Here is a 7,326-nt window from a genome sequence, read left to right as displayed (position 1 = left end):
CTAGAGACACTTATAGCATAGGCGCCTTCCGTCGTGAAACAGCGTCCGTGCTTCGGGCATTCACGCCGCGCTCGTGCGTTTCACGAGACCCGCATGAGTGATCGCCCGTCTTACATCCGTCTTCCTCCTTCGTTGTCCGACAGTGTTCTCGCCGTTGTGCCGCCTTCCGTGGGCGATGACGAATTTGCCGCTCACCAGATCGAATTCATCCAGCGCGTTTTCGGTTATAGCGCTTATCTGCGCGAGCATGCGCGTGAGACGCCCGTCTCCGATTCCTTCCTCATTGCATTCGTCAGCCTGCTCGAGGCGATCGATGCGAATGCCCCCGAGGATGCTCGCCGATGCGCGCGGCAACTGCAGCAAATTCTCCGGATGCTCGTCGACGAGCCCGACGGCAGCCCGCCTGAACCGGCTGCACCGCCCGTAATCTGCTGACCGGCTACTCCATGCCGCGCGGCCGCGTGCTGCGCTCGGCTGCGAATCCCGGGCACGGTAGCGGACAGAAGAATTGTTCGCCCGATACTAGACTGCTCAAGCACTCGGACGGATCGATCGGCATACCGATCGATGATTAAGCCATCCTGCGAAGGGTGGCCAGGCGATTGCTGGGGGGAGTGGCGACATGAATACCGAAGCACTGGCTGCCCGACTGGCGCAGACGTTCGGTCCGCAAAGTCTGGCCGGACTGGCGCTCGCCGAATTGAAGCGCTGTCGGGCGAATGGCGAGCGTGCGGCCCTCGTTCTGGAAAAGGGCTCATTTGCCGTTGTGCATGACAGATTCAATCCCGACGATTTGCCCGCTACCGTCACGAAACCGGCATTCGATTGCAGGGATCGCGTCGATGCCGGCAGTGGCAGACGCCTGCGATACCTCGCGCATTCGAACGGTTACGTCATCGTGTGCTGGACCGAGGGCACCCCTTTCGTTGTAAACGAACGGCAATGGCTTGCGATGAAGGTTCCCCCGCATCGCCATCGGATGTCGCCGGCGTGATCCCCGACCAGGCCGCGTTGCCGCTCGTCGCCACGAAAAGCCGCATCGTCGCCGGTGCAAGCCTCGCGACGTTCGACGCGGAAATCGTGGCGGGGCTTTCGATCGAGACCGTCCGCCTGTGGGCGTCGCTTCCCCGCATGCAGATCGCCGTCCGGAACGACTCCGGGGTTCCCTATCGCATGATCGCCGTCGAATCGATGCGCCAGTGGCACAGCTTGATCCAGTGGTTCCAGGACAACCGGTTCGCGGATGAACTGTCCGGCCGTTGCTTTTCCAGAAACAAATTCGACGCCATTTTCCGCAAGTTGGTGTGACCGGCGCATCTCGCGGGCAAGGCTCCGTACGACGCCGCCTTCAATCGAACTTGAAAAGGCAGGCTTTCTCGATGACTTTACCGCCGGTCACTGCAGCGCGGGTCAAGGCCATTGCCGAATTCTTGATCCGCCTGCGCCAGCAGGACTGATGCCGGAGCGTCGGCGACGCAGCCTGCGGGACGCGCGCACGACAACGCGGAGCGCGAATGTCATGCTCCGCCTGTGTCGGGAGCAACGCCGCATCATTATCACGGTGCGTGCTCAATTCTGCGGATAGGTCATGCCCCAGCGCTTTCTCGAATCGACGATTCGTTGCTTCGCGGTCCGCAGCCGCTCTTGCCCGGCCGGGCGCGTATGTGTCGGCACTTCGGGCTCGACGGGCATACCGTCGTCCGTTGCGTTGTCCTGCTCGTATTTACGGCGTTGCTGCCTGACGGCGTCGTCTTTCTGCTTGCGGTCGTTCATCTGCCTGCTCCCGTGAATTCGTCTTGCACGGGCGTATCGGTATCGACGACGCACGCGTGTCGAATACAGGATGACCAGGCAGGACGAAGAAGTCGGTACGATGCCGCGCAGTGTCGGCCAGCTCCGTTGCAGGCCGGGAGCCGTTGTCGAATTGCTGCGCCGTCTGATGGTATCGCCGATTCTTGCGGCCGTCCTGGATCGGTGAAGCAGACGGCCTTGAACCGCGCCGCGTTGCGGACGGATTCCTAGAGCCGCTTCAGGTCAGGAAGCAGGCGGTCGAATTCGCGCTTGACCACGCTGTAGCATTCGCACACACGCTTTTCGAGCCCGGACCGGTCCAGCACCTCGATATGGCCGTAGTTGTAGCGGATGAGGCCCGCGTCCTGCAGCTTCAATGCCGCTTCCGTCACGCCCGATCTGCGCACCCCCAGCATGTTGGCGATCAGTTCCTGCGTCATGCGCAGCCGGTTCGAAGGCAGGCGGTCGAGGCTGAGCAGCAGCCAGCGGCACAGTTGCTGATCGATCGAGTGATGCCGGTTGCATACGGCGGTCTGTGCCATTTGCGTGATGAGCGCCTGCGTGTAGCGCAGCAGCAGCCGTTGCATCGCGTCGCCGCGCCGGAATTCTTCTTTCAGGATGCGCGCGTCGAGGCGATACGCCTGCCCCGCGCTTTGCACGACGGCCCGGCTCGGGGTCGTTTCGCCGCCCATGAACAGCGACACGCCGATCATGCCTTCATGGCCGACGATCGCGATTTCGGCGGACGAACCGTCCTCCATCACATAAAGCAGGGAGACGATCGACGTGGTCGGGAAAAAGACGTGTTGAAGCTGGCCGCCCGATTCGTACAGCACTTTCCCGAGCGGCATGTCGACGATCGTCAGGTTCGGGATGATGCGTGCAAGCTCGTCCTCCGGCAATGCGGCAAGCAGGTGATTTTCGGTGACGGGCGGGTTGTCTGGCATGCGTGGCTCCTGGGTTCGCATCTGGCGCGATGGAGTTGTCCGATCGATTCGGGCGCAGCGGGGATTGAGCCGGATTCGCTATCGTATCTCGTTGCTCGCAACTCGACGGTACGGTGGCCGAAACAGGCCCGATTTCCCGATGAGCCAGGGACGGCCGTGAGCGGCAAGGCTCACGGAGCCGTTCGCCGCACGGTGTCGCCCACAAGGAAGTCAGGTCAACGCCAGGCTTGGCGCTGGGCGCGGCGCAAGCAGTGCTTCCATGAGACGGTCGGTCGAGATGCGGGCCGGTACGTTAGCGGACGGACTTCGCGCGATTTACTCCCCATCGTGAATCGACGTCCCGAATTTCATCGGGACGTCAGCCCAGGGGTTTTTGCGCGCGTTGCCGGACCGGACGGCGCCGCGGCGACCCGAGGAGATGATCATGAGAAAGCTACATTGCGTGGCGGCCGGGACGGCGATCGTCACCATGACGACGATCGTGCTGGCGGGTTGCGGGGACATGTCCCACCGCGGAACAGATACCGTGATCGGCGCCGGTGTCGGCGGGGTTGTCGGCAATCAGGTCGGGAAATAGGTTGGCCGAAGGGATTCGATACGCGTACCTGCCGTCATGGCGAAGCGCGCGGATGCGAGCATGGCGTGGAGTGCGAGCGGTATGTCGGCATTTCTTCTGAACGGTGAGCTGAGGCTGTCCTGGTGGCAGCTTGCGTGGGTCGTGATCGCGCTCACGCATGTCACCATCATCGGTGTGACGGTGTACCTGCACCGCTGTCAAGCGCATCGCGCACAGGATCTGCGTCCGTGCATCGATCACTTCTTCCGGTTCTGGCTGTGGTTGACGACCGGAATGCTGACCCTGCAATGGGGCGCGGTGCATCGCAAGCATCACGCGAGGAGCAAGACTCCGGACGATCCGCACAGCCCGCGAACCCGCGGCCTCGCGACGGTGCCTCTGCGCGGCGCGGAACTGTACCGCGCGGAAGCGCGCAACGAGGAAACGCTGCGCCGATACGGATCGGGCACGCCGGATGACTGGCTCGAACGCGGCGTCTATGCCCGCTATCCGAATCTTGGCGTCGGGCTGCTGGCCGTGATCGACGTCGGGCTGTTCGGGCTGCCCGGCGTGGCGGCGTGGTCAACGGTTGCGGTCACTTGAACGGTTATCGGAATTTCGCGACGTCCGATGCGAGCGCCAACCTTTTCCCGCTGGGCATCGTGATCGGCGGAGAAGAACTGCACAACAATTGGTGCCGTTGCGCGGAGCAGAGCGGCATCGACGCGATCGCCGATTTTTCGATGCGCCTGCGCCGGTATGCGTGATTATCGGGGGCCGCCCGCGACTTACGATGCGGAACACCGGCATGCCAGGGCGCGAATGGCGCCACTTGCTCGCATTGGAATCGGTGCCCGCATCGAGACGGAGGCGGCGGACGAATCAGATCGCTCGAGGGGCGATCTTGCCATCCACGATGTCCTTGCCGAATTGCATCGCCAGGTCGAGTGCGAGCGCCGCCGTCTGCGGGGCGCCATGCTCGAAAATGGTCGAGTACCGTGGCGCCGCTGCCGAGGTCGCCGGGATCGTATCGATGCGTACGATCGAACCGAAGCGCTTCGGACCGGGGGCGTGGGGGTCGCCGAACGGCGGGAAAAGCATTTGTGAATAGACACGAAGTTCATGTCCGCGATATTCGAGAGTGGGGATGGTCATGCTTTGCTCCTGACAGAGCAACCGTTGACGCCGAAGGATTCAAGGGCGCCGATGCCTTGACAACAAACCGGCAGGTATCCTCAGTGTGCGCGCCCGACAATGGTTTTGCAATGAAAACATCGGATGCCGAAGCATATTTTCGATGCGGATGAAGCACCGGGTTGCAGAGCGGTTTCTGAAGAACCCGCCCCTCAGAGAATAGTCGCTGCCGTACAGACCAGCGCGTGCCGTCCGGTTCAGGATGGACTCGATACCGAGGAGGCTGTCATGTACGTCCCACTTTCGCCCGAGGCCGTCGAGGCCCTCAAATCACTTGATCGAATTCCCGATTCCCAGGCCGATATCCCGCGCGCCATAGCCAATGAACTGTTGACTCGCGGTCTCGCGAACGAGTCGCGTACCGGCGGCTCGATCAATATGACGGCCGCGGGCCGGATATGGCTGAATCGGTGCGCCGATTAGCGCGCACGCGCCGACCGTACGGGACCGGCGTTTTTGTCCTGTACAACGATCCATGAACCTATGAGGCAATGATGAAAATCCAATCTACACGATGGTTTGTGCTGGACCGCTATGCGCCTGTTCGCGACGGATGGTATGAGGTGCGTCTGGTGAGCGGGGACACGGCATTTGCGAAGTTTGGCGACGGCGAATGGACGGAAAAGCCGGTGCTTGCCTTTACGCGCTGGCGAGGTTTGCGCGCCGATCCGGCCAGTTCGAGCGACCAGGAGACGATTGGAGCGGATGCGACTGCCGCGAAAGGTGTTCGAGACGTGTGGAACGCATTCTTTCCCGGCGTGGGAGACGAGCAGCACAAACCACTTGCCGCCGCGCACAGCGACGACGCCCGACACACTGCCGCATCATGACGGCCGGCCGGGAAACGGAATGCGCCGGGTGCGGACGTGTGCCATGTGTGTTATCGGCACCCGGCGAGTCGGCCGCAATTATCCCGATCGCGCGGGCGCTTCGGAACGGTTCGCGCGAACACCCTACGGTCGCCTCTTGAATTGCGCTTTCGCGTCACCGAATGAGGCTTGCGTCTTCCCGACGACCTGCTCGACCGTGCCCTGCATTCTGGTCGTTCGATTCCCCATGACCTTGCCGATCATTTCCTTCAGTTTTCCTTTTGCTTCCGCGATGCGGCCTTTCACTTGATCGCTGTTCATCACATTGCTCCTTGGCATGGGTCGCCTGTTTCACCGATACGAAGCCACGAACCGATCGAAGCCTCGTATCGGGCGCTTAGCGCACGACATCCAAGGCGCCCGAAAACATGCCATGCGCCATCGTGATGGCAGTCGGTACGCTTTCGTACCGCATTCGCATTCGCCTGTGTGTAGCGTCAGGGATATCCACGAATAACCTCGATCGAGTCATGCAGCGACGAGCGTTGCCGTCGGGCACTCCGGGATCGATCCCGGCTACTGGTCGCGCGGTTTCGGGATGCATGGCGACCGACAGGTCCGACGCCGGTGATCGCCAATTCGACAAACGCCACGATCCATGGGTCGTTTTCAATCTTGCGGAGGGTATATGCACATTCTCACGAGCGCGGGCCCGCTGGTTTCGTTGATCGCGGGCATTCTGATTCTTGTGGTGCCCCGTCTGTTGAATTACATCGTTGCGATCTACCTGATCGTCATCGGGTTGCTCGGGCTGTTCGGCGGACATCTCCACTGAATCCGGAGGGCCTTCCGCGCGGCGCGCCTGACTGCCGGACCATTCGCAAAATCGGACGGTATGGGCCCCGGACACGGGGCTGAACGCTGGCCCGGCCTCGTGGCGGCCACGAGGCGCCTTGCGTCGCTCATCTCGCCCGATTGTCGGGACGCGAATAACGCCATTTGCTCGCATTGGAATTGATGCCGGCATCCTGACGGATGCGCTTTTCGGACCGCTCGATGTCGGCGCGGGCGAGATCTTCCCGCTGCTTCTGCCGGGTCGCCTGATCGCGTTGATCAAGTGGTGTGCCTGAATGATGTTTCATAGTTCCTCCTGACGGGAGCGTACTGCGTATCGATATCGACCACTGCCGCGAATGCGTGCAGACACAGAATGGGCGAGACAAAGGGGAGAGTCGGTACGATGCCGTGCAGTGGCGGTTAGCGTCGCTTCAAATCGTCATGCGGGTGCTTTTCGGCGATGTCCGCGATGATCCGTGTGCGTCCGGTACGTTGCCGGACAGACTCCACGCCCGCGTCCGTCTACCTTGATATCGAAAGAATCGATGCACGTTCCGAACCGGGTGCATCGAGCACGTGTCCTGCATGAATGGGCAGGGCGGCTTACGTCCCGGCTACTCCGGCATTCGAGACGCGGCACCGCAGATTTCAACGCGAACGGCGTGTGCGCGCGTCGAGGCGGGAGGCAACATCGGTTCGATTGCATTCGGTGGCCATCGGCGCGAACGCACTGCGCGATGACCGGCCGGATGATCGATTGAGGAGAGACGACATGTCATTGGGACTTCTTCTACTGATCGTTGTCGTGCTGCTGCTGATCGGGGTGATCCCGACCTGGCGCTATAGCAACGGCTGGGGGTATGGTCCAAGCGGATTGCTGGGCCTTGTATTGATCGTATTGCTCGTCCTGATGCTGCTGGGCAGGCTGTGACGCGGGACATCATCGACGCCGCAGGTTCATGGAAAGACGGCCGCCCGGCACCTTGCGTGCCGGACGGCATCGCACCGGACCGCTCGACCCTGGCGCGCAGCGCGCCACGGCGTCCGCCCGGATCTCACGCATAGCGGCGCATGAGCGGCGCGGCTGAAATGCCGTGCAGCACGATCGACATGGCGATGATGGCCAGTACCCACGGAACCAGCGGCAACAGTTGCGCACGCGAGCCCTTGCTCGAGGGCCAGCATCAGGTAT

13 protein-coding genes and 1 pseudogene are annotated in these 7,326 nt (G+C 62.1%); 9 read left to right on the top strand and 5 right to left on the bottom strand.

Going from position 1 to position 7,326, the window contains the following annotated elements:
* Positions 1–93: 93 nt before the first annotated feature.
* The 3 genes from J7024_RS35765 to J7024_RS35755 all read left to right on the top strand — a co-directional run bounded on the left by J7024_RS35765 (position 94) and on the right by J7024_RS35755 (position 1,308).
* The gene (locus J7024_RS35765) at positions 94–435 is read left to right on the top strand and encodes a hypothetical protein (protein ID WP_226279828.1); all 342 of its coding nucleotides are present in this window, start codon (positions 94–96) and stop codon (positions 433–435) included.
* A gap of 187 nt (positions 436–622) precedes the next feature.
* Positions 623–994, top strand: a complete 372-nt coding sequence (locus tag J7024_RS35760) for a hypothetical protein (RefSeq protein WP_234745954.1) — start codon at positions 623–625, stop codon at positions 992–994.
* Positions 991–1,308 (top strand): hypothetical protein, encoded by a 318-nt coding sequence (locus J7024_RS35755; RefSeq protein WP_226279826.1) that lies wholly within the window; start codon positions 991–993, stop codon positions 1,306–1,308. The genes J7024_RS35760 and J7024_RS35755 overlap by 4 nt, the downstream gene beginning before the upstream one ends.
* Positions 1,309–1,569: 261 nt before the next feature.
* Here the strand turns inward: J7024_RS35755 and J7024_RS35750 are convergent, their stop codons facing one another.
* Both J7024_RS35750 and J7024_RS35745 read right to left on the bottom strand, forming a co-directional pair.
* Complete coding sequence (locus J7024_RS35750; protein ID WP_234745952.1) at positions 1,570–1,773, bottom strand: hypothetical protein; 204 nt, start codon at positions 1,771–1,773, stop codon at positions 1,570–1,572.
* Positions 1,774–2,018: 245 nt separating this feature from the next.
* Positions 2,019–2,738 carry a Crp/Fnr family transcriptional regulator gene (locus J7024_RS35745; protein ID WP_234745950.1) on the bottom strand — a complete coding sequence of 240 codons (720 nt, stop codon included), beginning with the start codon at positions 2,736–2,738 and terminating at the stop codon, positions 2,019–2,021.
* Between the two features lie 424 nt (positions 2,739–3,162).
* Between J7024_RS35745 and J7024_RS35740 the strand changes: the two genes are divergently transcribed.
* Together J7024_RS35740 and J7024_RS35735 are read left to right on the top strand one after the other, a co-directional pair.
* Complete coding sequence (locus J7024_RS35740) at positions 3,163–3,315, top strand: hypothetical protein (RefSeq protein WP_234745948.1); 153 nt, start codon at positions 3,163–3,165, stop codon at positions 3,313–3,315.
* Positions 3,316–3,396: 81 nt separating this feature from the next.
* A pseudogene (locus J7024_RS35735) lies at positions 3,397–3,986 on the top strand (fatty acid desaturase); the annotation flags it as partial.
* A 190-nt stretch (positions 3,987–4,176) separates the two neighbouring features.
* On the opposite strand, the gene J7024_RS35730 reads toward J7024_RS35735, so the two are convergent.
* The gene (locus J7024_RS35730; RefSeq protein ID WP_098553003.1) at positions 4,177–4,449 is read right to left on the bottom strand and encodes a hypothetical protein; all 273 of its coding nucleotides are present in this window, start codon (positions 4,447–4,449) and stop codon (positions 4,177–4,179) included.
* A gap of 267 nt (positions 4,450–4,716) precedes the next feature.
* Between J7024_RS35730 and J7024_RS35725 the strand changes: the two genes are divergently transcribed.
* A complete protein-coding gene (locus tag J7024_RS35725; RefSeq protein WP_234745946.1) occupies positions 4,717–4,911 on the top strand; it encodes a hypothetical protein in 195 nt (64 codons plus the stop codon).
* 71 nt (positions 4,912–4,982) lie between these two features.
* Positions 4,983–5,318: a hypothetical protein gene (locus tag J7024_RS35720; RefSeq protein ID WP_175914439.1), complete on the top strand. Its 336-nt coding sequence runs from the start codon at positions 4,983–4,985 to the stop codon at positions 5,316–5,318.
* A 123-nt stretch (positions 5,319–5,441) separates the two neighbouring features.
* On the opposite strand, the gene J7024_RS35715 is transcribed toward J7024_RS35720, so the two are convergent.
* Complete coding sequence (locus J7024_RS35715; RefSeq protein ID WP_234745944.1) at positions 5,442–5,618, bottom strand: CsbD family protein; 177 nt, start codon at positions 5,616–5,618, stop codon at positions 5,442–5,444.
* Positions 5,619–5,985: 367 nt separating this feature from the next.
* On the opposite strand from J7024_RS35715, the gene J7024_RS35710 reads away from it, so the two are divergent.
* Positions 5,986–6,132, top strand: coding sequence for a DUF3096 domain-containing protein (locus J7024_RS35710; protein WP_006413561.1), 147 nt, complete (start codon positions 5,986–5,988; stop codon positions 6,130–6,132).
* Between the two features lie 127 nt (positions 6,133–6,259).
* Here J7024_RS35710 and J7024_RS35705 read toward each other — a convergent pair whose 3' ends face one another.
* A complete protein-coding gene (locus tag J7024_RS35705; protein ID WP_098552480.1) occupies positions 6,260–6,439 on the bottom strand; it encodes a hypothetical protein in 180 nt (59 codons plus the stop codon).
* 467 nt (positions 6,440–6,906) lie between these two features.
* Here J7024_RS35705 and J7024_RS35700 point away from each other — a divergent pair, with 467 nt between their 5' ends.
* Complete coding sequence (locus J7024_RS35700) at positions 6,907–7,065, top strand: DUF3309 family protein (RefSeq protein WP_098553000.1); 159 nt, start codon at positions 6,907–6,909, stop codon at positions 7,063–7,065.
* The last annotated feature ends 261 nt before the right edge of the window (positions 7,066–7,326 follow it).

It is taken from the genome of Burkholderia sp. WTPI3 (assembly GCF_021483755.1).
Taxonomy (GTDB): Bacteria; Pseudomonadota; Gammaproteobacteria; order Burkholderiales; family Burkholderiaceae; genus Burkholderia.
Note: the sequence above shows the minus strand (reverse complement) of the source record. Positions and strands in the feature narration are given on the sequence as shown.

Coding starts and splice junctions, on each gene's coding strand:
- J7024_RS35730 (WP_098553003.1), bottom strand. CDS start 4,449: ATGACCATCCCCACTCTCGAATATCGCGGACATGAACTTCGTGTCTAT.
- J7024_RS35725 (WP_234745946.1), top strand. CDS start 4,717: ATGTACGTCCCACTTTCGCCCGAGGCCGTCGAGGCCCTCAAATCACTT.
- J7024_RS35740 (WP_234745948.1), top strand. CDS start 3,163: ATGAGAAAGCTACATTGCGTGGCGGCCGGGACGGCGATCGTCACCATG.
- J7024_RS35760 (WP_234745954.1), top strand. CDS start 623: ATGAATACCGAAGCACTGGCTGCCCGACTGGCGCAGACGTTCGGTCCG.
- J7024_RS35715 (WP_234745944.1), bottom strand. CDS start 5,618: ATGAACAGCGATCAAGTGAAAGGCCGCATCGCGGAAGCAAAAGGAAAA.
- J7024_RS35745 (WP_234745950.1), bottom strand. CDS start 2,738: ATGCCAGACAACCCGCCCGTCACCGAAAATCACCTGCTTGCCGCATTG.
- J7024_RS35700 (WP_098553000.1), top strand. CDS start 6,907: ATGTCATTGGGACTTCTTCTACTGATCGTTGTCGTGCTGCTGCTGATC.
- J7024_RS35765 (WP_226279828.1), top strand. CDS start 94: ATGAGTGATCGCCCGTCTTACATCCGTCTTCCTCCTTCGTTGTCCGAC.
- J7024_RS35750 (WP_234745952.1), bottom strand. CDS start 1,773: ATGAACGACCGCAAGCAGAAAGACGACGCCGTCAGGCAGCAACGCCGT.
- J7024_RS35720 (WP_175914439.1), top strand. CDS start 4,983: ATGAAAATCCAATCTACACGATGGTTTGTGCTGGACCGCTATGCGCCT.
- J7024_RS35705 (WP_098552480.1), bottom strand. CDS start 6,439: ATGAAACATCATTCAGGCACACCACTTGATCAACGCGATCAGGCGACC.
- J7024_RS35710 (WP_006413561.1), top strand. CDS start 5,986: ATGCACATTCTCACGAGCGCGGGCCCGCTGGTTTCGTTGATCGCGGGC.